Source organism: Streptomyces sp. NPDC028368, assembly GCF_055565615.1.
On the sequence record NZ_JBVHTY010000003.1, the window covers coordinates 460,440 to 485,143 of the forward strand.

21 protein-coding genes, 1 pseudogene and 1 riboswitch are annotated in these 24,704 nt (G+C 70.5%); of the genes and pseudogenes, 13 read left to right on the top strand and 9 right to left on the bottom strand.

Translation table 11 applies throughout. The features are described 5' to 3' along the window. Positions 1-60: 60 nt before the first annotated feature. The gene (locus ACZ4S3_RS09190) at positions 61-777 is read right to left on the bottom strand and encodes a M50 family metallopeptidase (RefSeq protein ID WP_467928838.1); all 717 of its coding nucleotides are present in this window, start codon (positions 775-777) and stop codon (positions 61-63) included. Between the two features lie 35 nt (positions 778-812). On the opposite strand from ACZ4S3_RS09190, the gene ACZ4S3_RS09195 reads away from it, so the two are divergent. Both ACZ4S3_RS09195 and ACZ4S3_RS09200 read left to right on the top strand, forming a co-directional pair. After that, a complete protein-coding gene (locus ACZ4S3_RS09195; RefSeq protein WP_467928839.1) occupies positions 813-1,643 on the top strand; it encodes an SOS response-associated peptidase in 831 nt (276 codons plus the stop codon). A gap of 31 nt (positions 1,644-1,674) precedes the next feature. Then, positions 1,675-2,322: an alpha/beta hydrolase family protein gene (locus tag ACZ4S3_RS09200; RefSeq protein ID WP_467928843.1), complete on the top strand. Its 648-nt coding sequence runs from the start codon at positions 1,675-1,677 to the stop codon at positions 2,320-2,322. Positions 2,323-2,357: 35 nt separating this feature from the next. Here ACZ4S3_RS09200 and ACZ4S3_RS09205 read toward each other — a convergent pair whose 3' ends face one another. Further along, positions 2,358-2,945 (bottom strand): helix-turn-helix domain-containing protein, encoded by a 588-nt coding sequence (locus tag ACZ4S3_RS09205; protein ID WP_467928846.1) that lies wholly within the window; start codon positions 2,943-2,945, stop codon positions 2,358-2,360. 357 nt (positions 2,946-3,302) lie between these two features. On the opposite strand from ACZ4S3_RS09205, the gene ACZ4S3_RS09210 reads away from it, so the two are divergent. The 6 genes and pseudogenes from ACZ4S3_RS09210 (at position 3,303) to def (ending at position 9,432) form a co-directional block, all read left to right on the top strand. Next, positions 3,303-4,007, top strand: coding sequence for a sigma-70 family RNA polymerase sigma factor (locus ACZ4S3_RS09210; protein ID WP_467929700.1), 705 nt, complete (start codon positions 3,303-3,305; stop codon positions 4,005-4,007). Beyond that, positions 4,004-4,309 (top strand): annotated as a pseudogene (rsrA, locus tag ACZ4S3_RS09215) (mycothiol system anti-sigma-R factor); the annotation flags it as partial. The gene ACZ4S3_RS09210 and the pseudogene rsrA, both read left to right, overlap by 4 nt. Before the next feature lie 331 nt (positions 4,310-4,640). Beyond that, complete coding sequence (locus ACZ4S3_RS09220) at positions 4,641-6,119, top strand: HD-GYP domain-containing protein (RefSeq protein ID WP_467928848.1); 1,479 nt, start codon at positions 4,641-4,643, stop codon at positions 6,117-6,119. Positions 6,120-6,142: 23 nt separating this feature from the next. After that, positions 6,143-7,468, top strand: a complete 1,326-nt coding sequence (locus tag ACZ4S3_RS09225; RefSeq protein ID WP_467929705.1) for an HD-GYP domain-containing protein — start codon at positions 6,143-6,145, stop codon at positions 7,466-7,468. A gap of 265 nt (positions 7,469-7,733) precedes the next feature. Beyond that, a complete protein-coding gene (locus tag ACZ4S3_RS09230) occupies positions 7,734-8,720 on the top strand; it encodes a tetratricopeptide repeat protein (RefSeq protein WP_467929708.1) in 987 nt (328 codons plus the stop codon). 67 nt (positions 8,721-8,787) lie between these two features. Then, positions 8,788-9,432, top strand: a complete 645-nt coding sequence (def, locus tag ACZ4S3_RS09235) for a peptide deformylase (RefSeq protein ID WP_467928850.1) — start codon at positions 8,788-8,790, stop codon at positions 9,430-9,432. A 40-nt stretch (positions 9,433-9,472) separates the two neighbouring features. Here the strand turns inward: def and ACZ4S3_RS09240 are convergent, their stop codons facing one another. From ACZ4S3_RS09240 to ACZ4S3_RS09255, 4 genes are all read right to left on the bottom strand, one after another. After that, on the bottom strand, positions 9,473-11,461 hold the full coding sequence (locus tag ACZ4S3_RS09240; RefSeq protein WP_467928855.1) for a transglycosylase domain-containing protein: 1,989 nt from the start codon (positions 11,459-11,461) through the stop codon (positions 9,473-9,475). 90 nt (positions 11,462-11,551) lie between these two features. After that, on the bottom strand, positions 11,552-12,607 hold the full coding sequence (locus ACZ4S3_RS09245; RefSeq protein WP_467928859.1) for a ribonucleotide-diphosphate reductase subunit beta: 1,056 nt from the start codon (positions 12,605-12,607) through the stop codon (positions 11,552-11,554). Then, positions 12,607-15,030, bottom strand: coding sequence for a ribonucleoside-diphosphate reductase subunit alpha (locus ACZ4S3_RS09250; protein ID WP_467928864.1), 2,424 nt, complete (start codon positions 15,028-15,030; stop codon positions 12,607-12,609). The genes ACZ4S3_RS09245 and ACZ4S3_RS09250 overlap by 1 nt, the downstream gene beginning before the upstream one ends. 161 nt (positions 15,031-15,191) lie before the next feature. Then, a riboswitch (cobalamin riboswitch) is annotated at positions 15,192-15,338 on the bottom strand. Positions 15,339-15,444: 106 nt separating this feature from the next. After that, positions 15,445-15,948 (bottom strand): GNAT family N-acetyltransferase, encoded by a 504-nt coding sequence (locus tag ACZ4S3_RS09255; RefSeq protein ID WP_467928868.1) that lies wholly within the window; start codon positions 15,946-15,948, stop codon positions 15,445-15,447. A gap of 143 nt (positions 15,949-16,091) precedes the next feature. On the opposite strand from ACZ4S3_RS09255, the gene ACZ4S3_RS09260 reads away from it, so the two are divergent. Then, positions 16,092-16,679 carry a Uma2 family endonuclease gene (locus tag ACZ4S3_RS09260; RefSeq protein WP_467928872.1) on the top strand — a complete coding sequence of 196 codons (588 nt, stop codon included), beginning with the start codon at positions 16,092-16,094 and terminating at the stop codon, positions 16,677-16,679. 88 nt (positions 16,680-16,767) lie between these two features. Here ACZ4S3_RS09260 and mctP read toward each other — a convergent pair whose 3' ends face one another. The 3 genes from mctP to ACZ4S3_RS09275 all read right to left on the bottom strand — a co-directional run bounded on the left by mctP (position 16,768) and on the right by ACZ4S3_RS09275 (position 19,628). Next, positions 16,768-18,459, bottom strand: coding sequence for a monocarboxylate uptake permease MctP (mctP, locus tag ACZ4S3_RS09265; RefSeq protein WP_467928876.1), 1,692 nt, complete (start codon positions 18,457-18,459; stop codon positions 16,768-16,770). Next, entirely contained in the window at positions 18,456-18,725 is a 270-nt protein-coding gene (locus ACZ4S3_RS09270) for a DUF3311 domain-containing protein (RefSeq protein ID WP_467928880.1), read from the bottom strand. Before ACZ4S3_RS09270 ends, mctP begins: the two co-directional genes overlap by 4 nt. Before the next feature lie 141 nt (positions 18,726-18,866). Next, complete coding sequence (locus ACZ4S3_RS09275; RefSeq protein ID WP_467928884.1) at positions 18,867-19,628, bottom strand: GntR family transcriptional regulator; 762 nt, start codon at positions 19,626-19,628, stop codon at positions 18,867-18,869. Positions 19,629-19,863: 235 nt separating this feature from the next. On the opposite strand from ACZ4S3_RS09275, the gene ACZ4S3_RS09280 reads away from it, so the two are divergent. The 4 genes from ACZ4S3_RS09280 to ACZ4S3_RS09295 all read left to right on the top strand — a co-directional run bounded on the left by ACZ4S3_RS09280 (position 19,864) and on the right by ACZ4S3_RS09295 (position 24,664). Continuing rightward, positions 19,864-21,129 (top strand): extracellular solute-binding protein, encoded by a 1,266-nt coding sequence (locus ACZ4S3_RS09280; protein WP_467928887.1) that lies wholly within the window; start codon positions 19,864-19,866, stop codon positions 21,127-21,129. A 161-nt stretch (positions 21,130-21,290) separates the two neighbouring features. Next, entirely contained in the window at positions 21,291-22,274 is a 984-nt protein-coding gene (locus ACZ4S3_RS09285; protein ID WP_467928889.1) for a carbohydrate ABC transporter permease, read from the top strand. Then, a complete protein-coding gene (locus ACZ4S3_RS09290) occupies positions 22,271-23,110 on the top strand; it encodes a carbohydrate ABC transporter permease (protein ID WP_467928891.1) in 840 nt (279 codons plus the stop codon). The genes ACZ4S3_RS09285 and ACZ4S3_RS09290 overlap by 4 nt, the downstream gene beginning before the upstream one ends. Positions 23,111-23,113: 3 nt before the next feature. Beyond that, complete coding sequence (locus tag ACZ4S3_RS09295) at positions 23,114-24,664, top strand: glycoside hydrolase family 3 protein (protein WP_467928895.1); 1,551 nt, start codon at positions 23,114-23,116, stop codon at positions 24,662-24,664. The last annotated feature ends 40 nt before the right edge of the window (positions 24,665-24,704 follow it).

Genomic DNA, 24,704 nt, shown 5'->3' on the forward strand with positions numbered 1-24,704 from the left:
TGGCGCTGGTAGTGCCCTCGGACGTCGGAAGGGCGGAATTACGGGGGCGCGGGCGCGAGCTCAGAGGCCGAGAAGCCAGCGCCCGCCGCCTATCAGGGAGCACAGCGTCACCACATGGAAGAGGCCGAGCCAGACCGCCGCCGGGACGTTGGTCAGCCGCGCCAGCTGGTCGGGGTCGGAGTCCGCGGCGCCGCCGGCCCTGCGCCGCTTGCCCATGATCTCGAACGGCGGCCGGACGCCGCCCAGCAGCAGGAACCACACCACCGCGTACGCGAACGCCGCCTGGACGTCCGGCGCCGTCAGCCAGGAGACGAGCAGGAAGGCGGCACCGGCCAGCACCACGGTGAGTACGCCGTACGCGTTACGGATCATGACCAGCATGGCGATCAGCAGCGCGGTGGCGCCCCACAGCAGCGCTGTGATGTGCCCCGCGGCCAGCAGCGCGGCGCCCGCCAGGCCCAGCAGGGACGGGGCCGTGTAGCCGGCCGCGGCGGTCAGCACCATGCCGAGCCCGGTCGGCTTGCCACGGGAGACGGTCAGCCCCGAGGTGTCCGAGTGCAGCCGGATGCCCTGCAGACGGCGGCCGGTGAGCAGGGCGACCAGCCCGTGCCCGCCCTCGTGCGCGATGGTCACGGCGTTCCGCGACAGCCGCCAGGCGGTGCCCGGGACCACGGCGCCGAGCGCCAGCACCCCGGTGACGATCACCAGCCAGAGGGACGGATCCGGCTGGACCCCGAAAACGCGGCTCCAGACGTCCGTGATGTGGTCGGTATCCATGTCTCCCCTTCGTGTGGCATGGCAGTGTGGCATGCATGTGCGGTAGGTATGCAGCCAGTCGTAAGCCCGAGGATCTGGTGGGCCTCCTCGGTGTCCAGCAGTGGGAACGGGAGGAGACCCTGGCCCCCAGTTGGAACGTCGCCCCGACCGCCAACGTCCCCGTGGTGCTCGAACGTCCCCTCAAGGGCGAGGCGGCGGCCGCCTTCCCGCCCGGACCGGTGCGCCAGCTGCGGACGCTGAAATGGGGCCTGGTCCCGTCGTGGTCGAAATCACCCGAGGCCGCCGCGAAGATGATCAACGCGCGGGCCGAGACGGTGCACGAGAAGCCGTCCTTCAAGCGGGCCTTCGGCGCCCGCCGGTGCCTGCTCCCCGGTGACGGCTACTTCGAGTGGGTCACCGCCGCCGCGGAACGCCGGCTGGAGGAGCAGGGCAAGAAGAAGCGGAGCCGTAAGCAGCCGTATTTCGTGACGCCCGCCGACGGCTCCGTGATGGCGATGGCCGGGCTGTACGAGTTCTGGCGGGACGGGACGCTGCCCCCGGACCACCCCCAGGCCTGGTGGGTGACCTGCACGGTCGTCACCACCGAGGCGGAGACCACGCCGCTGGCCGGCGCCGACGGCGGCGAGGGCCCGCAGTCGCTGGCCGACATCCACCCCCGTATGCCGCTGGTCCTGTCCCCGGACCGCTGGGACGCCTGGCTCGACCCGGCCCGTACGGACCCCGATGACCTGCGCGGACTGCTGACCCCGCCGCCGGCCGGCCTGATGCGGGCCTATCCCGTCCCGACGGAGGTCAGCAACGTCCGCAACAACGGTCCCGAACTGCTCCAGGAACTCGCCGCCCCGGAGGTCGGCACGCTGTTCTGAGCCGGGCGCCCGCGCGGGGCAGGATGGACCCATGAGCACGAGGGCGAACGAGAGCGAGACCGTCACGACCCCGGTGGGCGACGCCCGCATCACCTGGTTTCGCGATGTGGAACCGGCGCGGGCCGTGGTGGCCGTCAGCCATGGCGCGGGCGGCGGCATCGAGGCCCGCGACCTGCGTGCCCTGGCCGCCGCGCTGCCGGCCCGGGGCTACACCGTGGCGCTGGTCGAGCAGCCGTGGCGGGTGGCCGGGAAGAAGCTGGCACCCGCACCGAAAACCCTGGATGCCGGGTGGACGGCGCTGTGGCCCGCCCTGGAGAAGCCGGGGCTGCCGGTGGTGGCGGGCGGCCGCAGCGCCGGCGCCCGGGTGGCCTGCCGTACGGCCCGCGAACTGGGCGCGCACGCCGTACTGGCCCTCAGTTTTCCGCTGCACCCGCCCGGCAGGCCGGAGAAGTCCCGCGCCGAGGAGCTGACCGGCGCCGGGGTGCCGACGCTGGTCGTCCAGGGCGGCCGCGACCCGTTCGGCCGGCCCGAGGAGTTCCCGCCCGGCACGGAGATCACCGAGGTGTCGTACGCGGACCACGGGTTCGCGGTGCCGAAGAAGGCGGGGGTCGGCGAGGCGGAGTCGATGGCTGTGATCACCGATGCGGTGACCGGGTGGCTGGCGGGGATGTTCGGCTGAGCGGGGCCGCGGGGCCCCGGGACCGGCCGCGGCGCTCATTCGGCGCGGCCGCGCGGACGGGCGCGGACGTGCATCCGCTCGCCCTGCCGCCCGAAGAGGCTGAGCAGTTCCACCGGCTCGGCGCCCGCGGGCCCGAACCAGTGCGGCAGCCGCGTATCGAACTCCGCGGCCTCGCCGGCCCGCAGCTCCACATCCCGGTCGGCGAGCAGCAGCCGCAGCCGCCCCGACAGCACATACAGCCACTCGTACCCCTCATGCGTACGCTGCTCGGGCACCCCCTCCAGCGGATCCATGACCATCTTGAACGCCTGCAGCGCCCCCGGCTGGCGGGTCAGCGGCACCACGGTCAGGTGCCCCCGCCGCTGCGGCACCGCCCGCACCCGCGGATCCCCGACCTCCGGCGCCCCCACCAGCTCGTCCAGCGGCACCTGATGCGCCTGGGCCAGCGGCAACAGCAGCTCGAGGGTGGCCTTGCGCCCGCCCGACTCCAGCCGCGACAGGGTGCTCACCGAAATACCGGTCGCCTCCGAGAGCGCGCCCAGCGTCACGCCCCGCTCCTGCCGCAGCCGTCGCAAGCGCGGGCCTACCTCGGTGAGCACCTGCTCGTACGCGTTCCCGTTCATTGCTCCATTGCCGAAGCGGCAAGGAGGTTTGTCAAGAGGGCGGGTTCGGAGAACGGGGACGGGCGGTCCGGCGAACGAACCCGCCACCTGCGAAATATCCCCGCCGTCCCGGGAATGACGCGCGGGGCCCGGCTGTTGTGCCAGTCGTAAGGATCAAGTACCCAGCGCACGCAGCACGAGGAATTGGGAGTCCGCCGCATGGGAATCGCTTGCCCGGCCCGCCCGGCCGCCGACCTGTCGTGGTCGCAGATGCAGGTGGCGCAGCCCGCCATGGCTGGAGCGGCGGCGGCACCTGATCGTCGTCTATTCTCCGATTCGAGGGGGTCCGCATCCGGATCCGTCACGGTGTTGGAGGAGGTGGGTCCGGTCACCGGTACCGACGCAGGGACCGACGGCACGGCTGAGGAGAAGACCACGGGCCGGCGGGAGAGTGACGTCGAGCGCAATGCGCGCTTCGAGCGGGACGCGCTCATCTTCCTGGACCAGATGTACTCCGCCGCGCTGCGCATGACGCGCAATCCGGCCGATGCGGAGGATCTGGTGCAGGAGACCTACGCCAAGGCGTACGGGTCCTTCCATCAGTTCCGGGAGGGCACCAACCTCAAGGCGTGGATGTACCGCATCCTGACCAACACGTTCATCAACTCCTACCGCAAGAAGCAGCGGGAGCCGCAGCGCAGCGCCGCCGACGAGATCGAGGACTGGCAGCTGGCGCGGGCCGAGTCGCATATGTCGACCGGGCTGCGTTCCGCCGAGTCGCAGGCGCTGGACCACCTGCCCGATTCGGATGTCAAGGCCGCGCTCCAGGAGATTCCCGAGGAATTCCGTATCGCGGTCTATCTGGCGGACGTGGAGGGCTTTGCGTACAAGGAGATCGCGGACATCATGGGGACACCCATCGGCACGGTGATGTCCCGTCTGCACCGCGGCCGCCGCCAGCTGCGCGGCATGCTGGAGGATTACGCCCGTGAGCGCGGGCTGGTCCCCGCGGGGGCGACGGCCGCGGATCCGCAGGCCGCGCGGACGTCGGGGTCGCACGACCGGAAAGGCTCGGGATCATGAGCTGCGGAGAGCCGCACGAGAAGGACTGCTCAGAGGTCCTTGATCACCTCTATGAGTATCTCGACCGCGAGATGCCCGCAGGGGAGTGCGCGGACTTCCAGGTGCATCTGGACGAATGCTCGCCGTGCCTGGAGAAGTACGGGCTGGAGCAGGCCGTCAAGAAGCTGGTCAAGCGCTGCTGCGGCCATGACGACGTCCCCAGCGACCTGCGTTCCAAGGTCATGGGCCGGATCGATCTGATCCGGGCAGGGGAGACCGTGCCCGAGGTCAGCGTGCTCGATCAGGCCAAGCAGGAACAGGCGGAGCGGGAGCAGGCGGAGCGGGAGCAGGCGGAGCGGGCCGCGGGCTCCGCCGCCGGAGGCTCGAAGGCGCCCGGTTCCGGCGTGTCCGGTCCGTCGTCCGGCACCGCCGATTCGGCCGATGCACGCCAAGAGGCCGCGCGCGCCGAATAGCGCGGCACATCACCCTAAGGGGTGAGGGGCGGGGCGATTCGTCCCGCCCGATCCGCTGAAGCGGCTTTTTCGGCGCCCCGCCGCCTCTATTCTCACCGGACCCAGGCATACCGCGGATGCGGCACCGGCATGGGGGTCTCCCCTGCTTCTTCAGAGCCTGGGGGAGCGTGAGGAGGGCGCGATGCGGGGACTTCCGGCGGCCGCGCGAGGGTATATCGGCTGTGTCGCCCTGGCCGCGGCACTGTGTGCCGCCCCCGCCTTACGGCTCGGCGCCAGTGCCCCCTGGACCAGCGCCCTGGCCCTGACCACCCTGTACGGACTGTGCGAACAGCTGCGCCGCTGCCTGCTGACGGGCGGCTTGACGGGCGACCGGGCGCCGCTCGGCCCCGGCACGGCCGGGCTTCCCACGGTGGCCGCGGCGTTCCCGTCCGGCTGGGCCAGCCCCGTCCTGCTCGCCGGGGCTCTGCTGCTGCCGCCGCCGCTGGCCGCGCTGGTCGCCGTACCCGGCGCGCTGATCGCGCCGGTGGAGGACCGCCCGGCGGCCGCCCGCCGGATCTGGCACGCCGCCGAACTCGCCCTGGCCTGCTGCGCGGCCTCCTGGCTCTGCCGCACCCTCATGGGCGCCCTGGGCCATCACCCGCTGTCCGTACCGCCCTTCCCCCTGGTCCTGCTTCCGGCCGCGGCCGCCGCCCTCACCTTCTGCGCGGTGCTCGCCGCGCTGGACGGCGGGGTGCTGATCGCCGCCGAGCGGCACCCGGCGCGCACCGCCTGGCGCGGTCTGCTGACCCGCTCCCTGGGCCCGCACCTGGTGCACGGACTCGCCGGACTGATGCTGGCGGTGCTGTGGCGCAGCGCGTACGGACCGCCGGCGGCGCTGCTGGTCCTGCTGCCGATGTACCTCTCCTGCTGGGTCTTCGCCCAGTACCACCGCGAACGCGCCGCCCACCAGGCCACCATCCGCGCCCTGGTACAGGCCGTGGACATCAAGGACCGCTACACCCGCGGCCACAGCGAGCGGGTCGGCCGCGCGTCGGTGATGATCGCCCGGGAACTGGGCATGGCGGAGGACCGGATGGAGGTGCTCCGGTTCGCCGGGATCCTGCACGACGTCGGCAAACTCGGCGTCCCCACCCGGCTGTTGCGCAAGGACGGGCCGCTGACCCCGGCCGAGCGCGCGGTGATCGAGCTGCACCCCGAGTACGGCCACGAGATCGTCCGCGGCATCGGCTTCCTCGGAGAGGCGCGGGCGGCGATCCTGCACCACCACGAGCGGCTGGACGGCCGCGGCTATCCGTACGGCCTGTCCGGGCAGCACATCCCCGAGTTCGCGCGGGTGGTGGCGGTCGCGGACGCCTTCGACGCGATGACCTCCACCCGCTCCTACCGCCGCGCCCGCCCGGTCCCGGCCGCGGTCGCCGAGCTGCGCAAGTGCGCCGGGGCGCAGTTCGACCCGCGGATGGTCGCGGCGCTGGCCGCGTCGCTGGAGCGCCATGGCTGGCACCCCGACCTGGTGACGGCGGCGGACCCGGAGCCGGGCCGTGTGGCGGCGGCCGCGGCGCCGCCCCGCAGCGGAAACGTCCCTCCTGCGCGGCCGGACGTGCCCGAAGCCATGCCCACGGCGCACCGGCCCGGCGCGCCCGGCCGCAACGGCGCGCCATGAGCCTCCCCCGCAGCTCCAAGGGCATGGGTGGGGGTCCGCCCAGCGGCAGCCGGGGGAGCGCCCCCACCGTCGCCGCCGTCTACGCGGCCGCCGCCGTCCTTGCCGTCTGGAGCCTGGGCCGGACCCTGTGGGACGGCCTGGCGCAGCCCGGGATCGCGCTGGCCTTCGGGGTGCTGATAGTGGCCGGTGAGCTGCTGCGCCGGGGGCCCCTGCGCGCCACCGGGCCCGGCGGCCCGGCCCCCGGGGAGCGGGAGAGCGCGCCGCTCGGTGCGGCCGGTGCGCTCGCGTACGCGCTGCTGGGCGAGGCCGGCGGGCGGCCGACCTCGCACGGCGTGCCGCAGGTCGTGTCGGTCGTCCTGGCGGCCGTCCTGGTCGGGCTCGTCCCGCATCTCGCGCTCGGCCGGGGCCATGCGCTCGACCATCTCGCCCGCCGCGTGCTGACCGCAGGCTTCGCCGCCACCTGCTTCCAACCCCTGTACAACACCGGCACGTTGGCGCAGTGGGGCGCCGACGGCCGGCTCTACCCGCTCTTCCTGGTCGGGCTGCTGGCGCTCACCGCGCTGAGCGAGGCGGTACTGGCCGCCGCCCTCGCCCACGCCCGCACCGGCTGGCCCTACGGGCCCCTGCTGCGCGACGAGTTGCGGGCGCTGCTCGGCATCGGCTCGGCCATCTGCGCCACCGGGGTGGTCATCTCGCTCACCACCGCCGTCGCCGGGCTGTGGGCGCTGCCCGTCTGCGCGCTGCCGCTGCTGCTGACCCAGTTCGCCTTCCGCCGCTTCGCCGCCGTACGGGCCACCTGTCGCCAGACCATCGCCTCGCTGGCCCGCGCCACCGAGATCGCCGGCTACACCCCGCCCGGCCATGCCCGCAGGGTGGCCGCGCTCAGCCGCGCCGTGGGCCGCGAACTGGGCCTGAACGAAGCGGACCTGGACGTTCTCGAATACGCCGCGCTGATGCACGACATCGGGCAGCTCTCGCTCCTCGACCCGGTACCGGCCGGCGCGACCGCACCGCTGCCGCCCGCCGAACAGCGCCGGATCGCGCTGCTGGGCGGCGCCGTTGTCCGGCAGACCGGCGTGCCCGCGGAGGTCGCGGTGATCGTCGAGCGGCAGGCGGATCCGTACCGCGACCAGCCGGTCACCGCCCGTATCGTCCGCACGGTCAACGCCTACGACGACCTGTCCCGGCAGACCGCGGGCCCCGGCGGTCCGCTGCGGGCCCTGGAGCGGCTGCGGCTGTCCACCGCACAGGACCACGAACCGCGGGTCGTCGAGGCGCTCGCCCGGGTCCTGGCGGCGGGCGGGCGGCGTGAGGTAACGGTCAGGTGCCCAAGGGATCACGCGCGGTGAAAGCGGGAGCGGCTCCGGCCGTCTCACGTCGTGGAACCCATGGGTAATGAGCGCCCCCCGAGATGGGCATGGTTGGATGCGAAGGAAGCCCCCTGTAGGGGGATTCAGGGGGTCGGCGAAGGGCAAGGAGCCGCAGGGGGCCACAGCAATCAGGCTGAGCCCGGCAGCAATCTGTGGCAGGTTGTCGAGTGGGCCCCAGCAGGCCCCGGGCGCCGCTCGGGACACCTTGGCCAGCGGCATCAAGAGCAACCAGCAGGCGGGAATCGTGAGGATCTTCGGCAAGGTACGGCACCGGCCCTCCGCCTCGTGGCGGCAGGCGACCGACCGCGCTTTCACGCTGATCGGCGACGGCCGTTACGAGGACGCGGGGGCGCTGCTGACCCGTGCCGCGGACATGGAGCCGTGGCTTTCGGAGTCCTGGTTCAATCTCGCGCTGCTGCACAAGTTCCGGCACGACTGGGAGCAGGCGCGGGCCGCCGGCCTGCGCGCCGTGGCCCTGCTGGACCGCGAGACCGGGGCGCCCGACTGGTGGAACGTGGGTATCGCCGCCACCGCCCTGCAGGACTGGCCGCTGGCCCGCCGCGCCTGGCAGGCGTACGGCCTCAAGGTCCCCAGTGAGGGCTCGCCGTCCGGTGAGCCGGTAGGGATGGCCCTGGGCAGCGCCGCGGTCCGGCTCTCCCCGGAGGGCGAGGCCGAGGTGGTCTGGGGCCGCCGGCTGGACCCGGCCCGTATCGAGGTGCTCTCCATCCCGCTGCCGTCCTCCGGCCGCCGCTGGGGTGAGGTCGTCCTGCACGACGGCGTCCCGCACGGCGAGCGGACCACCGCCGCAGGACCCGCGTATCCCGTGTTCGACGAGATCGAGCTGTGGGCGCCCTCGCCGGTCCCCACCTGGGTGGTGCTCCTGGAGGCCGCCACGGAGGCCGACCGGGACGCCCTGGAGAGGCTGGCGGCCGATGCGGGCTTCGCCGCCGAGGACTGGTCGTCGTCGGTGCGGCTGCTGTGCCGTACGTGCTCGGAGAGCCGGATGCCCAGCGACGAGGGCGACGGCGAGCATCTGGACCCGCACGACCACAGCGAACCGGGCCACCCGGGGCCGCTGGGGCACCGCACCGCGGGCTCGGGCTCCCTGTGGGTCCCGGAGCGCGAATGCGGCATCGCGGCGCCCGCCGCCCTGGTCCGCGGCCTGCTCGACGGCTGGGTCGCCGACAGCCCGGACAGCCGGGAATGGCGCGATCTTGAAGAGGTCTGCTGAGCTCCTGCCCGCGTCCCCGTAGGCTGTACGGCGACTATCAGGGTTTTCAGGAAGGCGTACGGCGGACATGGCCCAGCAGCCGGTGTTTGATCAAGACGGTGAGCAGCAGGTGGACGAGGAGTTCCTCGACGACACGGCGGACGCCGAGGAGCGCGAGGCCGCGCACCGCGAGCGCGGCACCTCGCGGCCGATCACGGTGGTCGGCAACCCCGTGCTCCACAAGGAGTGCAAGGACGTCACCGCGTTCGACGACGAGCTCGCCCAGCTCATCGATGACATGTTCGCCAGCCAGCGCACCGCCGAGGGCGTGGGGCTGGCCGCGAACCAGATCGGCGTGGACCTGAAGGTCTTCGTCTACGACTGCCTGGACGACGAGGGCGTACGGCACGTCGGCGCGGTCTGCAACCCGGTGCTGGACGAGCTGCCGGCCGGGCGGCGGGTGCTGGACGACTCCAACGAGGGCTGCCTGTCGGTGCCCGGTGCGTACGCCGAGCTGGCCCGCCCCGACTACGCCGTGGTGCGTGGCCAGGACGCCAAGGGCGAGCCGATCGCGGTCCGGGGCACCGGCTACTTCGCGCGCTGCCTCCAGCACGAGACCGATCACCTCTACGGCTACCTCTACATCGACCGGCTCTCCAAGCGGGACCGCAAGGACGCGCTGAAGCAGATGGCCGAGCGGGAGCCGCGCTACCCCGTCGTCGCCAACGACTGAGCCCCCGGGCGCTCGGACCTCGCGGGCGCCGCGGGGTCCCTCAGGACGACGCCTTCCGGTAGGCGGTCCAGATCTGCGGCGGGATGGCCGTGCCCAGCCCGGAGTCCGGGCCGCCCACGCCGTTCATCGGCAGCAGCTCGGGCGCGCCCGGCCTGTTGCGGAACATGGTGATGGCGGTGGTCGGCTCGTTGCCGTCACCGGCGCGCTCACCGAGGCCCTTGTCCTGGACCTTGGCCGCCGCGTCGCCGGTGGGGGAGCCGCCGGTCACCGGCCCGCGCCCGTGGGCGAAGGGCACACCGGACGGGCTGCCGATGAACCACGCCGACTTCATCCGGTCACCGGGCTCGCTGACGCCCGCCGCGACCGGCTGGAAGGTGGCCTGGTCGTCGGGGCTTCCCATGGCGCGCCAGCCCAGCTCCTCCAGGACCCCGGTCATCTGCCGGGCGACATCGGGGGAGAGGACCTGCGCCGGCTCCGGCCGCTCGAAGCCGTCGAGCGGCTTGCCGTCCAGGGTCATCTTGGACACCGCGTACGGATCGGCGTGCAGCCCGCCGTTGCCGAAGGTGGTGTAGGCGCTCGCCATCCGTATCGCGCTGGGGGCCGAGGTGCCGAGCGGGAAGGTCGGCTCCAGCTGCGCCAGGCTCTCCTCGCGCAGCCCCGCGGCCACCACGAGATCCCGTATCCGCTCCAGCCCGAGACGCTGCCCGGCCTCCACGAAGGGCGGGTTCTGCGCCGTCGTCAGGGCCCCGCGCAGATCCTCCGTTGTGCGCTCCTCGTCTCCGGGCCGCGCCTGGGCACCCCACTCCTCGGCCTCCTGCTCCAGCGCGGTGGCCAGCACGAACGGCTTGAACGCCGATCCCACCGGGACGGCCGAGGTGTCGGCGTTGTTGCTGAAGTGCTTGGTCGCGTCCGAGCCGCCGTAGAGCGCGACAATCGCCCCGTCCTTGGGACGTACCGACGCCGCACCGAATTCCACAAAGGTGTCGGTCGCCCGCTTCTTCGGATCGATGTTCTTCTTACGGACGGCGGCGACCGCGCTTTCCAGGCGGTGGGTGAGCGTTTTGTCGAATGTGGTGTGAATGCGATAGCCGCCGCGCGCCAGGTCCTTGTCGGTCAGGCCGGTGCTGCTGTTGATGAACTTATTGGCGATATCGACGAGATAGCCGGTCTGACCGGCCTGGCTGGTGGGCTTCGCCGGCGCACGGGGCTCGGGGAACCGCGTGTACCGGGCCCGCTCCTGCTTGCTCATCTTGCCGGTGGCGACCTGCCGGTCGAGTATCCACTTCCAGCGCGCCACGGCCCGCTCGTGATTGGCCTTGCTCAGCGCCGGGTCGTACTGCTCCGCCCCCTTCAGCAGGGCGGCCAGCAGCGCTCCCTGGCTCGGGTTCAGCTTGTCGGCGTCGATACCGTAATAGGCGTGCGCGGCCGCCTGGATCCCGTTCGAACTCCGGCCGAACCAGCTGGTGTTGAGATAGCCGCGCAGAATTTCCCGCTTGGATTTCTGGTTGTTCACCTTCAGCGAGATGATGAATTCTTTCGCCTTACGGGTGACCGTCTGGTCCTGCGAGAGATAGGTGTTCTTCACATACTGCTGGGTGATGGTGGAACCGCCCTGTGCCTCCTCGCCGGAGAGCATGTTCACCATGGCGCGGGCAATGCCCTGGAGGGAGACACCGGAATCGCTGTAGAAGGTCGCGTTCTCCGCCGCGATCACCGCGTTCTCGACGGAATCGGGCACCTTGTCGAGGGTGACGTTCTGCCGGTTGACGGCGCCCACGCTGACCATCTGGCTGCCGTCCGCCCAGTAATAGATGGAGGCTTCCTGGCCGGCCAGCTCATTCTCGTTCGGGATGTCGACAGTGAGGTAGACGAGAAGGAACAGCCCCACGATGCTTCCGACGACGATCCCGAAGGTGCTGAGCACCAGCCGCCATGACGGCAGCCAGCGGCGCAGCCCCCGCCGCCCCTGGCGCGGATAGTCGATGACCCTGCGACGCACCGGGCGACGCTCCTTCTTCGTACCCCTCATGCCCACTTAGATGGGGCGGCATCGGGCCCCGGTTGCCGTTCCGGCCGCCCGCTAACCGAATGCTCATATTTGGCGGGCGGCCGGTGGTGGCTAGAACTCGTCGTCGAAGGAGACCGAGCCTTCCACGGCCACCTGATAGGCCGAGGCCCGGCGCTCGAAGAAGTTGGTCAGCTCCTGGACGTTCTGCAGCTCCATGAAGGAGAACGGATTCTCCGAGCCGTATACGGGTGCGAAGCCCAGCCGCTGCAGCCGCTGGTCGGCGACGCACTGGAGGTACTCGCGCATCGACGCGGTGTTCATGCCCGGCAGGCCCTCACCGCACAGATCGCGGCCGAACTGCAGCTCCGCCTCGACGGCCTCCTTCAGCATGTCCACGACCTGCTGCTCCAGCTCGTCGTCGAAGAGATCGGGCTCCTCGGAGCGGACCGTGTCCACGACCTCGAACGCGAAGTTCATGTGCATGGTCTCGTCGCGGAACACCCAGTTGGTGCCGGTCGCCAGGCCGTGCAGCAGGCCGCGCGAGCGGAACCAGTAGACATAGGCGAACGCGCCGTAGAAGAACAGCCCCTCGATGCAGGCCGCGAAGCAGATCAGATTGAGCAGGAAGCGGCGGCGGTCGGCCCTGGACTCCAGGCGGTCGATGCTCTCGACCGAGTCCATCCACTTGAAGCAGAATCCCGCCTTCTCCCGGATGGACGGGATGTTCTCCACGGCGGCGAAGGCGGCGGCGCGGTCGTCCGGGTCGGGGAGATAGGTGTCCAGCAGCGTCAGGTAGAACTGGACGTGCACGGCCTCCTCGAAGAGCTGCCGGCTCAAGTACAGCCGGGCCTCGGGGGAGTTGATGTGCTTGTACAGCGTCAGCACGAGGTTGTTCGCGACGATGGAGTCGCCGGTCGCGAAGAAGGCCACCAGCCGGCCGATCATGTGCTGCTCGCCGGCCGAGAGCTTGGCGAGGTCGGCGACGTCGGAGTGGAGGTCGACCTCCTCCACGGTCCAGGTGTTCTTGATCGCGTCGCGGTAGCGGTCGTAGAAGTCCGGGTACCGCATGGGGCGCAGCGTCAGCTCGAAGCCCGGGTCCAGGAGGTTCTTGGTGCCGGTGGTGGCCGTGTGCGCGGCGGCCGCGTTCGTCTCGGGTGCGGTGGTCATTATTGGCAGGCCTCGCAGGACTCGGGGTTTTCCAGGGAGCAGGCGACCGCCTCGGGGTCGGCCACCGGCAGCTGGGCGGGAATGGACGCGGCGCGCGCGGACTGGGCGATCCGGGTCGCCGGACGGGAGCGCAGGTAGTACGTGGTCTTGATGCCGCGCTTCCAGGCGTAGGCGTACATCGAGCTGAGCTTGCCGATGGTGGGCGACGCCATGAAGAGGTTCAGCGACTGGCTCTGGTCGAGGTACGGCGTACGGGCCGCGGCCATGTCGATCAGCGCGCGCTGCGGGATCTCCCAGGCGGTGCGGTACAGCGCCCGGATCTCCTCGGGGATCCAGCCGACGTCCTGCACCGAGCCGTTCGCCTCGCGCAGCGCGTCACGGGTCCGCGCGTCCCACAGCCCCAGAGCCTTGAGCTCCTCGATCAGATAGGCGTTGACCTGCAGGAACTCGCCGGACAGCGTCTCGCGCTTGAAGAGGTTGGAGACCTGCGGCTCGATGCACTCGTACACGCCCGCGATGGAGGCGATGGTCGCGGTCGGCGCGATCGCGAGCAGAAGCGAGTTACGCATTCCGGTCGCGGCGATACGGCTGCGCAGGGCCGCCCAGCGGTCCGCCCAGCGGGGCTCGGCGTTCGGGTAGTGGTCCGGGTGCAGCACGCCGCGGGCGGTGCGGGTCGCGGACCAGGCCGCGTGCGGGCCGTGCCGCTCGGCGAGATCGGCGGACGCTTCGTACGCGGCGAGCATGATCCGCTCGGAGATCCGGGTCGACAGATCCTGCGCCTCGGCCGAGTCGAAGGGCAGCCGCAGCCGGAAGAAGACGTCCTGCAGGCCCATCAGGCCCAGACCCACCGGGCGCCAGCGGGAGTTGGAGGCCCCGGCCTGCTCGGTCGGGTAGAAGTTGATGTCCACGACGCGGTCGAGGAAGGTGACGGCCGTACGGACCGTGGCGTCCAGCCGCTCCCAGTCCATCTCGCCGTTCTCACCGAGATGGGCGGCGAGGTTCACGGATCCCAGGTTGCAGACCGCGGTCTCCCCGTCGTCCGTCACCTCCAGGATCTCCGTGCACAGGTTGGAGGAGTGCACGACCTTGCCGGGCTCGGCGGTCTGGTTGGCGGTGCGGTTGGCGGCGTCCTTGAAGGTCATCCAGCCGTTGCCGGTCTGCGCCAGGGTGCGCATCATCCGCGAGTACAGGACCCGGGCCGGGATCTGCTTGAGCGCCCGGCCGTCGGCCTCGGCCTTGCGGTACGCGGCGTCGAACTCCGCGCCCCACAGGTCCACCAGCTCCGGCACATCCGACGGCGAGAACAGCGACCAGTCGGCGTCCGCCTCCACCCGGCGCATGAACTCGTCCGGGATCCAGTGCGCGATGTTCAGGTTGTGCGTACGGCGGGCCTCCTCGCCGGTGTTGTCGCGCAGCTCCAGGAACTCCTCGATGTCGGCGTGCCAGGTCTCCAGGTAGACACAGGCGGCGCCCTTGCGCCGGCCGCCCTGGTTGACCGCCGCGACCGAGGCGTCCAGCGTGCGCAGGAACGGCACGATGCCGTTGGAGTGGCCGTTGGTGCCGCGGATCAGCGAACCGCGGGCGCGGATGCGGGAGTAGGAGAGGCCGATGCCGCCCGCGTGCTTGGACAGCCGCGCCACCTGGTGGTAGCGGTCGTAGATCGAATCCAGCTCGTCCAGCGGGGAGTCCAGCAGATAGCAGGAGGACATCTGCGGGTGGCGGGTGCCGGAGTTGAAGAGGGTGGGGGAGGAGGGCAGGTAGGAGAGCGTGCTGGTCAGCCGGTACAGCTCTGCGACATCGGCCAGCGCCCGCGCGGAGTGGTCCTCGGCGAGGCCGCAGGCGACCCGGAGCAGGAAGTGCTGCGGGGTCTCGATGACCTGACGGGTCGTGGGGTGCCGCAGGAGGTAACGGGAGTGCAGGGTGCGCAGCCCGAAGTACCCGAACCGGTCGTCGGCGCCGTCCGCCAGGGACTTCGCCACCAGTGCGTCCAGCGCCTCCGCGTGGGTCCGTACGAACTCCGCGGTCCCGTCGGCGATCAGGCCCTCGCGGTGACCGGTCGCGACCGAGGCGGCGAAGCCGGTGGCGCCCTGGCCGGCGGCCTCCTCCGCGATGGCGAGGGTGAGCAGACGCGCGGCAAGCTTGGAGTACTGCGGCTCGTCGCCGATCAGGCCGGCCGCGGCCTCGATGGCCAGCGAGCGCAACTCGGCCTCGTCCGAGCCCGGGTGACGGCCGCGCAGCGCGGCGGCGGCCACCTTGCCGGGGTCGGTCGCGGTCAGGTCCGCGGTCAGCTCGGTCAGAGTGCGCAGCAGGGCGGCGCCCGGCCCGCCGGTACCCGGAGTGCCGTCGGCGGAGGTGTCAGGTGTGGCCACCGCGGGCTGCACGACCTCGGCGTCTGACGCGGGCTCCGTTGGCGCGATGGTCACGTGATGCTCTCCCTCACTCGGCGGGGGCCGGGAGGGCGCGGCGCGACGGGCGCACGCGGGCATGCCGCACCCCGTGACGCTCAGGGGTGCGCGGGCACACCGCGCGGCGTCCACCTGCCCAACCCTCGGGGCCCGGACGTATCGACGTCCGCACCGATGGCGGCGCGGGCGTGCTGTCGGCAGGTCCTCGGACTTCCTGGGCGCGTGAGCTGGCCGTACGGCTACCTGGGCGCGCTCGTACACCGTTGCGGGACAGTCCCGGATTCGCACCGGATTCCCCTGCGGCGACAGCGAGCACGAGCATACATCTTGTGCTGCTCTCCGCATGCACCCCCACATCTTGTGTCGCTACCTCATACCACTCCTACAGGTGTGCGAACGGCCATCGGCCGCTGCAGGGCCCGGAAATGCCGCTCAGGCCGGCTCCCGGGTGAACGCCCAGAGCGTGAAATCCGGTATCGGATCCCAGTCCCGCTCCTGGGCGCGCGCGAATCCCAGGCGGCGGTAGAGCCGGTGGGCGGGCAGCAGGTGCGGCAGACAGGAGAGCACCACCGCCCGCAGCCCCAGCCCGCGGGCCCGCTCCACACACGCCGTCACCAGCGCCTCACCGATGCCCCGCCCGCGTCCCTCGGCCCGCACCGCCAGCATCCGGAACTCCCCCTCCCCGGGGCCCGCCAGCTCCGCATACGGGCTCCCGTACGCGGCAAAAGTCACCGCCCCCAGCACCGCCCCACTCGCCGTGTCCACCGCCACCAGCACCTCGGCGTGCTCCGCCCGATGAGCGACCTTCCGCAGCTCGGCGGCGTACGTGTCGTTCTCCCCGAAGGTCAGTAGCCCGTCGGCCAGATAGACCTCCACCAGAAGGTCACCGACGAGGCCGAACTCGGCTTGCTGGGCGGGCCTGATCGTGATGTCCATGGGGTTCAGTGTGGGGGGTGGGTCTGACAATCAGGCGACCGTGGCAGCTCTCTCTGAGGTGACCGAGCGGTGCCTGTCGGTGGCCTCGGCTATCGTCGTTTTTACGTTCCCAGCTCCGGCCGACAGAAGAAGGAGAAGACCTCATGACCGCGCTCGCTGACCGGCCGCACGTCATGGACACCGGGCACTTCGAAGAGGTCGCCCGGATATTCGCCCGCCTGGAAGAAGGTGCACGGCTGGAACTCATCGACGGGCAGGTCAGGAGCAAGCTCATGCCGGACGGGGATCACGGGCGGATCATCCAGTGGCTGACGCGTATCTGCATGCAGCACCGGCCGGAGCTCTGGCTCGATGCCACCCAGGGCTTGAAGGTGCAGCCCTACCGAGGCGGCCGTGCCCGCCCTGACGGCTCGCTCGCGCCCAGTGAGGCCTTCGTGGGGCAGGGCGAGTGGGCGGATCCCAGCCCCGTGCTGATGGTCGTCGAGGTCACCTCGCACGACTCCGACACTGACCGGCGCGACCGTGTGGAGAAGGCACGCGCATACGCGGAGACCGGCATTCCGCTCTACCTGCTGATCGACCGTCAAAAGTGCCAGGCGGTGGTCTACAGCGAGCCTGACGGCGCCGGCTACGAGAACGTTCATACGGCGCCGTACGGCAAGACGCTCCACCTGCCGGATCCCGTGGGCATCACGCTCGAGACCGAGGCGCTCAAAGACTGGGTGAACTGACCCCGCGGGCAGAGGCCCATGAAACGCCGAAGGGCCGCCGCGTTCCCCGGGGAACGCGGCGGCCCTTCGGCGTGAGCAAGCCGCCGGCTCAGTGCCCCGCCGGCGCCCCCTCCGCAGTCTTCGGCAGCTCCGCCGTGACGCCCTTGTCGCCGGCGTCCGCGGTGTAGTCGGCGGGGCTGGTCTCGTCGACGCCCTCCGGCGCCTTGACGGCCTTCAGGACGAAGGTCAGCACGACCGTCACCACCACATTCAGCACAAACGCGGTCAGACCGATGTAGCCGATCTCACCGATGCCGGGGATCTCCTTGCTGGAGCCGCCGAAGTGGGCCTGGGTGGGGCTGGCCACGCCGTATGCCGCGAGGGTGCCGTAGAGCATGCCGACCGCCCAGCCCGCCAGCAGCGCCCAGCGGTGGAACCAGCGGGTGAACAGGCCGCCGACCAGGGACGGCATGGTCTGCAGGATCCAGATGCCGCCCAGCAGCTGGAAGTTGATGGCGACGGTCTTGTCCATGGTGAGGACGAAGACGAGCGCACCCACCTTCACCAGCAGCGAGACCAGCTTGGCGACCTTGTGCTCCTGCTCCGCGGTCGCGTCCGGCTTGAGGAAGTCCTTGTAGACGTTGCGGGTGAAGAGGTTGGCGGCGGCGATCGACATGATGGCCGCCGGTACGAGAGCGCCGATGCCGATCGCGGCGAAGGCGACGCCGGAGAACCAGCTGGGGAACATGTCCTCGAACAGCTGCGGAATCGCCAGCTGCGGGTTGCCCTGGATGTCCGTACCGGCCTTGATCGCCATGAAGCCGAGCAGCGCCAGGAAGCCCAGCATCAGGGAGTACAGCGGCAGGATGGTGGTGTTGCGGCGGATCACGTTGCGGCTGCGCGAGGACAGCGTGGCCGTGATGGAGTGCGGGTACATGAAGAGCGCCAGCGCGGAGCCCAGCGCCAAGGTGGCGTAGGCCCACTGCGCGTGCGGGCCGCTCGTCAGCTCGCCGCGGGGCTTGCCGGGGACGGCGCCGGGCTGGGCGAACGCCTTGCCCGCCGCGTCGAAGATGTGGTCGAAGCCGCCCAGCTTGATCGGGATGTAGATGATCGCGACGGCGATGACCAGGTAAATCAGGCCGTCCTTGACGAAGGCGATCAGGGCGGGCGCCCGCAGGCCCGAGGAGTAGGTGTAGGCGGCCAGCACCGCGAACGCGATCAGCAGCGGCAGGTCCTTGACGAACCAGTTGGTGTTCTCGCCGCCGCCGACACCCATCACGTCCAGGACGGCCTGGATGCCCACCAGCTGGAGAGCGATGTACGGCATCGTGGCGAGGATGCCGGTGAGCGCCACGGCCAGCGACAGGCCCTTGGAACCGAAGCGGCCGCGCACGAAGTCGGAGGTGGTGACGTAGCCGTGCTTGTGCGAGACCGACCACAGGCGGGGGAGGAAGGTGAAGATGAGGGGGTAGACCAGGATCGTGTACGGGACGGCGAAGAAGCCGGATGCGCCGGCCGCGTAGATCGCCGCCGGGACGGCCACGAAGGTGTACGCGGTGTAGAGGTCACCGCCGAGCAGGAACCACGTCACCCAGGTGCCGAAGCTGCGGCCGCCCAGGCCCCATTCGTCGAGGTTGGCGGACTGTTCGGCCTTGCGCCAGCGGGCGGCCAGGAAGCCCATGACCGTCACGGCGATGAAGAAGAAGATGAAGACGGCGAGTGCGACGCCGTTGACACCGCCGGTGGGCGCGGCCGCGAGGTGCGTGGCGGGGGTGTGGGCGGCGGAGGCGTAGAGGCTCACTTGGTCACACCATCCTTGCGGGCGCGCTTCTCACGCTGCACCAGCTTGTACGCAAGCATCGTCAGCGCGGTCGAGATCAGCACCCACAGCATCTGGTACCAGTAGAAGAACGGGATCCCGATCAGCGTCGGCTCGATCTTTGCGTACGAACTGACCCACAGCATCGCCACGAACGGAGCGAGCAGGCACACCGCGGCCACCACCCGCGTGGGTGTGACGATCCGTCTGGGCTCCGGGGGCGCGGCTGCTGGCGCTGACTCTGGCATGGCGGGGCTCCGTCCGTGGCATTTTCTCCTGGGTAATCGGCTGGAAATCTAAGGCAGGGTCGTGGCGCGCGTCACTAGGTGTCCGCATATCGGTATGGCATACGTGAGTTGCGGGCTCCCGGTGCGCCGCCGGTGGCGCTCTCAGTCGGTGGGGCGGCTCAGCCGGGCGACGAACTTGTAGCGGTCGCCGCGGTAGACCGAGCGGACCCATTCCACCGGCTGCCCCTGGGCGTCGAGGGAGTGCCGGGAGAGCATCAGCATGGGCAGGCCGACATCGGTGCCCAGCAGGCCGGCCTCGCGCGGGGTGGCCAGCGAGGTCTCGATGGTCTCCTCGGCCTGGGCCAGACGGACGTCGTAGACCTCGGCCAGCGCGGTGTAGAGGGACGTGTATTTGACGAGGTTGCGGCGCAGCGCGGGGAAGCGCTTCGCGGACAGATGGGTGATCTCGATGGCCATCGGTTCGCCGCTGGCCAGCCGCAGCCGCTCGATGCGCAGCACCCGGCCGCCGGTGGTGATGTCCAGCAGCCCGGCCAGCCGGTCGTCGGCGGTGACATAGCCGATGTCCAGCAGCTGAGAGGTCGGCTCCAGCCCCTGGGCGCGCATGTCCTCGGTGTAGGAGGTCAGTTGCAGCGCCTGGGAGACCTTGGGCTTGGCGACGAAGGTGCCCTTGCCCTGGATGCGCTCCAGGCGGCCCTCGACGACCAGTTCCTGGAGGGCCTGACGGACCGTCGTGCGGGAGGTGTCGAACTCCGCGGCCAGGGTGCGCTCGGGCGGTACCGGGGTGCCGGGCGGCAGCGTGTCGGTGATCTCCAGCAAGTGCCGCTTGAGGCGGTAGTACTTGGGCACCCGAGCGGTGCGCGGGGCGCTGCCGGCGCTCTCGGCACTGCCGCCTTCGGTCTCCATGACCCGCCTCTCCGACTGTTGTCGAGCTGCCGTCACCGGCTCCTCCGTACGTAGCGGCTCACATCGTGGCACGAGTGGTCTTCCCGTGCTCCCTCGCAGGCCCGCCGGATGTCGGTCCGGTAACGGACCTGACAGCGACTCTTATACACCCTTGACACCCCTAAAGGTCTAGGCCAAGCTGCGGGCACTGGTCTAAACCATTAAAGACCACACCCGGCCTTTGGGGGAGAGCGCAATGAAGCGTGGGCTCATAGCGGCGACCGCGGTCGCGGGAATGCTGGTGAGTGTCGCTGCCTGTGGGTCCAGCGACGGCAAGGCGGGCGCGAATGGCTTCAAGGGCCAGAAGCTGACCGTATGGGTGATGAGCGGATCGAATCCGGCGCAGTGGAGCGAGCAGGTCGCCGCGCAGTTCAAGAAGAAGACCGGTGCCACCGTCGAGTTCAAGGTCCAGCAGTGGAACGGAATTCAGCAGAAGCTGAGCACCGCCCTTTCCGAGGACACCCCGCCGGACGTGGTCGAGATCGGCAATACCCAGACCGCCGCCTACGCCAAGGCGGGCGCCCTGACCGACCTCGGTGACCTGAAGAAGGACATCGGCGCCGACTGGAACGACGCCTTCAACAAGGCGGCGCTGGTGGACGGAAAGCAGTACGCGCTGCCGTGGTACGCCGGAAACCGCGTGGTGATGTACAACAAGAAGATCTGGGCCGAGGCGGGCCTCAAGGACACCCCCAAGACCCGTGGCGAGCTCTTCAAGGCGTTCGGCGCCATCAAGAAGAAGACCGACGCCGAGCCGCTGTATCTCCCCGGCCAGAACTGGTACTTCTTCGACGGCCTGACCATCGGCACCGGAGCCGATCTGGTGAAGAAGCAGGGCGGCAAGTGGGTCTCCAACCTCGGCGACCCCAAGGTCTCCAAGGCCATGGACATCTACCGGCAGTACCAGGCTTTCAGCACCGCCCCGAAGAACAAGGACGAGGCCACCCCGCAGCAGGCCGAGGTATTCGCCAAGGGGAAGACCGGCGCCGTTATCGCCATGGGCTATGAGGCCGCCACCGCCGTCAAGGCCAACCCGCAAATCAAGAAGGACATCGGCTTCTTCACCATTCCCGGTGAGACCGCCGCAAAGCCCGAGGGCGTCTTTCTCGGCGGCTCCAACTTCGCCGTCGCCGGAATGGGCAAGAACCAGGAACTCGCCAAGGAATTCCTGAAGATAGCCCTGTCGAAGCAGAACGACGGCCAGATGGTCAAGGAGTCCGGCTGGACGCCCAAGTCCCCCGATCTGGCCTCCGCCGCCAAGGAGAATCCGGCCGCGGCCGCCGCCGCACCGGCCGCGGAAAAGTCCGGCGGGACGACTCCGCTGATTCCCCAGTGGGCCGCGGTGGAGAACGTGCCGAATCCGATCAAGAGCTATATGACGGCCGTGCTGGGCGGTAAGTCCCCGGCCGACGCAGCCAAGGACGTCGAGTCCGAGATCAACGCGCGGCTCGCCAAGGAGTAGAACGCCCGGGAGAAATCCGCCCGGGAGTTACCCGTCCATGGGGTAACTCGCCGCCACTCACGACCACCAGCGGCGTACGGGGCCGGCCGTCCTCGGTCCCGTACGCGTCCACCAGGTGCAACCGACGGCAACGAGGACGGCAACGAGGGGGAGCAGGGCCCATGGCAGTGCAGCTCGACGGCGCGGTGACGAAGGCCGCGGCGCGGACCGGCAAGGGGGGCGAGCCGCCCGGCCGCCGCGCTCCCAGGAGACGGCGGGCCACCCCGTATCTGCTGCTGCTCCCGGCCCTGCTCGCGACCGCGGTCTTCCTGGGCTGGCCGATGGTGCGCAACATTCTGCTCTCCTTCCAGAACCTCAATATGAAGGAGCTGATCCAGCACCTCACCGAGTGGCGGGGGACCGGCAACTACCAGGAAATCCTCGGCAGCGAGCAGTTCTGGCGGGTCACCCTCCGCACCATCGTCTTCACCGCGGTCAACGTCGTCTTGATCATGGTCCTCGGCGTGCTGATCGGGCTGCTGCTGGCCCGGCTCGGCAAGAAGATGCGCCTGACGCTGTCCGCCGCGCTGGTGCTGGCCTGGGCGATGCCCGTGATCGCCGCCACCACCGTCTTCCAGTGGCTCTTCGACTCCCGCTACGGCGTTGTCAACTGGCTGCTGGACGCGGCCGGCTGGCACGCGATGGCCCACTACGACTGGGTCGGCACCCAGCTGTCGACCTTCTTCGTCATCACCGTACTGATCGTCTGGCAGTCGCTGCCCTTCGTGGCCCTCAACCTCTACGCCGCCACCACGACCATCCCCGAAGAGCTCTACGAAGCGGCCCGGATGGACGGCGCGGGCACCTGGCAGGTCTTCACCTCCGTCACCTTCCCCTTCCTCAAGCCCTTCTTCCTCGCCACGACCTTTCTGGAAGTCATCTGGGTCTTCAAGGCGTTCCCGCAGATCTTCGCGATCAACGAAGGCGGCCCGGACCGGCTCACCGAAACCCTGCCGATCTACGCCTTCACCGAAGGCGTCGGCAACCTCCACTTCGGCATGGGCGCCGCGATCTCGCTGCTGACGATCGTGGTGCTGGTGGCCATGACCGCGTACTACCTGCGTCTGACGCTCAAGCAGGAACGGCAAGAGGAGAACGAGCTGTGAAGCGCGCTGCTTTTTCGACGGCCGGCCGCATCTGGCCCAACGCGACGGCGGTCGTGCTCGCCATCGGCTTCGTCTTCCCCGTCTACTGGATGTTCAGCACGGCCTTCAAGCCGACCCGGGACATCATCACCCAAGACCCGGTGTGGTTCCCCTTCCACGGCACCTTCGAGCACTTCGCCACGGCGGTGAACGCCCCCAACTTCTGGACCCTGGCCGGGAACTCGGCCGTCGTCACCGTCCTCGCCGTCGGCCTGTCGCTGGTCATCGCGCTCTGCGGGGCGTTCGCCCTCACCCGGATGCGCTTCAAGGGCCGCAGGGGCATCCTGCTGACCTTCATGGTCGCCCAGATGGCGCCCTGGGAGGTCATGGTGATCTCGATCTATCTGATCGTCCGCGATGCCGACATGCTCAACAGCCTCCTCCCGCTCACCTTCTTCTACATGCTGATGGTGCTGCCCTTCACCCTCCTGACGCTGCGCGGCTATGTCGCCGCGGTGCCCAGGGAACTGGAGGAATCCGCGATGGTCGACGGCTGCTCGCGCCGCCAGGCCTTCCTCAAGGTCGTCTTCCCGCTCCTCGCCCCCGGGCTGATGGCCACCTCCCTCTTCGGCTTCATCACCGCCTGGAACGAATTCCCGCTCGTTCTGGTCCTCAACAAGGAGCCGGACGCGGGCACCCTGCCGCTGTGGCTCTCGCAGTTCCAGAGCCAGTTCGGGGACGACTGGGGTGCCACCATGGCCGCCGCCTCCCTCTTCGCCGTCCCGATCCTGCTCCTCTTCCTGTTCCTGCAACGCAAGGCGGTCGGCGGTCTCACCTCCGGCGCAGTGAAGGGATAACGCATGACTGCCTTTGTGGGCCCCGTACGTTCCACCGACACCCTCACCCGCGATGCGCTCGCCGTCCTCCAGCCCGGCTTCACCGGCACCACCGCCCCCACCTGGCTGCTCCGCCGCCTCGATGAGGGCCTGGCCTCGGTGGGCCTCTTCGGCCGCAATGTGGAAAACCCCGAACAACTTGCCGCGCTCTGCGCTCAGTTGAGGAGCGCACGGCCGGACCTCCTCGTCGCCATCGACGAGGAGGGCGGCGATGTCACCCGCCTCGAAGTGCGCGGCGGCTCCTCCTTCCCCGGCAATCTCGCGCTCGGCGCCGTCGACGACACCGCCCTGACCCGCGAGGTGGCGCGCGAACTCGGCCGCCGTCTGGCCGACTGCGGCATCAGCCTCAACTGGGCGCCGTCCGCCGACGTCAACTCCAACCCCGACAACCCCGTCATCGGCGTCCGCTCCTTCGGCGCCGACCCGCAGCTGGTCGCCCGGCACACCGCCGCCTACATCGACGGGCTGCAGTCGGCCGGCGTCGCCGCCTGCACCAAACACTTCCCCGGGCACGGCGACACCGCCGTTGACTCCCACCACGACCTGCCGCGCATCACCGCCGATCTGCCCACCCTCCAGGAACGCGAACTGGTCCCCTTCCGCGCCGCCGTCGCCGCCGGCACCAAGGCCGTGATGAGCGCGCACATCCTGCTGCCCGCCCTGGACGGTGACCACCCGGCGACGCTCAGCCCGGCCGCCCTGCACGGCCTGCTGCGCGCGCCGGCCGCCGACGGAGGTCTCGGCTTCGACGGTCTGATCGTCACCGACGGCATGGAAATGCAGGCCATCTCCGCCACGTACGGCATCGAGCGCGGCAGCGTCCTGGCCATCGCGGCCGGCGCGGACGCCATCTGTGTCGGCGGGGGACTGGCCGACGAGGACACCGTGCTGCGGCTGCGCGACGCTCTGGTGGGGGCGGTGCGCGAGGGCGAGCTGTCGGAGAAGCGGCTCGCCGACGCCGCGGCACGGGTGCGCGCCCTGGCGCGCTGGACCCGGGGTGCGGGCGCGGGGGAGGGGGCCGCGCCCGCACCCGGGATCGGCCTCACCGCGGCCCGGCGCGCCCTGCGCATCACCGCCGGCGACCGCCCGTACGCTCCACTGACCGCCCCCGCCTACGTCGCCGCCTTCACCCCCCTCGCCAACATCGCCGTAGGTGAGGAGACCCCCTGGGGCGTCGCCGCCGAACTCACCCGGCTGCTCCCCGGCACCCGGACCGCCACCTGCACCGCCGGGTCCGCGGCCGCGGCGGGCACCCCCGCCCTGATCGACGGCTTGCTCACCGAGGCCGCCGGCCGCCGCATCGTCGCCGTCGTCCGCGACGCCCACCGCCATCCGTGGATGGCCGAGGCGCTGCGCACCCTCATCGCGGCCCGCCCCGGCACCGCGGTCATCGAAATGGGCGTCCCGCAGTCTCCGCCCACCGGCGCCCTCCACATCGCCACCCATGGCGCGGCCCGGGTGTGCGGCCAGGCGGTGGCGGAGGCCCTCACGAGCGTGACGGGGAGCGGGGACTGACGGGAAGGGGGCGCTGACGGGGAGGGGGCAAGGGCGGGGA